1 protein-coding gene is annotated in these 864 nt (G+C 37.2%); it reads right to left on the bottom strand.

Annotation, left to right across the window (positions count from 1 at the left end):
• Window positions 1-734: nucleotidyltransferase domain-containing protein (locus AYJ08_RS07300; RefSeq protein WP_064017175.1), on the bottom strand; the 734-nt coding region annotated here is incomplete at its 3' end.
• Window positions 735-864: the final 130 nt, after the last annotated feature.

Below are 864 nucleotides of genomic sequence, written 5' to 3'. Positions count from 1 at the left end.
TCATCAAGCTGGGCAGTTGGATCGTTCATTTCACGACTATACGTAGGCGAAATGTCGGTAAGATGTGCAAACCCCTCTTCAATAAAGTCATTTAACACATCAATACGCTTTTCAAGAGCAATTTCTTTTCCAGCCATTTTGCTTTGAAGAAGCTTCTCAATTGCGCTTTTTACCTCTGCATCAGCTACTAATTTTTTGACCAATTCTTGAAACAGTATGGGTGGATTCACATTGTATCTCTCAATCCACATGCAAGCTAGCAAAGGCCGAAGAACATAGAAGTATTTTTTTATTTTTACCTGTTCTCCCTTGAGGTAATCTCTATAATTCCCCTTCGCCATGCCAAGATAGTGATGAATAGAAATTTTTGGAGAAAAAACACGCTCCCTCAGCTTTATCATCTCATCCTTAAATCCATAAGCATCGTGGTAAACGATTTCCGAACTCAGCCATTCCATCAAGGAAGGATTTGACTTTCTAAACAGCTTGAGCGCCTTTTTAATATCCCATCCATTAATGTCTAGCAAATTAGTAATGGGTACTTCAATTACATCCCGTTTTTCATCGATTGAAAGATACCATTCAGGACGTCTGATATAAACAAAGCGCACGTCATAATCACTATCTTGTGATGGGAATCCCCATGCCCGGCTTCCTGATTCTACGGCAAATAAAATTCTGATATTGTGTTCTTGTTCCAATTTTTTGATTTCATATTGTATAGCTTCTTTCATCTTTTTCTCCCACTGTGAAGTTTATCTATAAATTTTGGTCATATCCTATTTTATCATAATTTGTAAGATATCCTGCTAGTTTGGGAGAAATGTTAGCTTGAATAATCGTAATAGTCTCCTGCTCGATAAA

This window comes from Brevibacillus sp. SKDU10, assembly GCF_001645205.1.
GTDB lineage: Bacteria > Bacillota > Bacilli > Brevibacillales > Brevibacillaceae > Brevibacillus_B > Brevibacillus_B halotolerans.
This window is presented reverse-complemented; position numbering and strand designations above follow the sequence as displayed.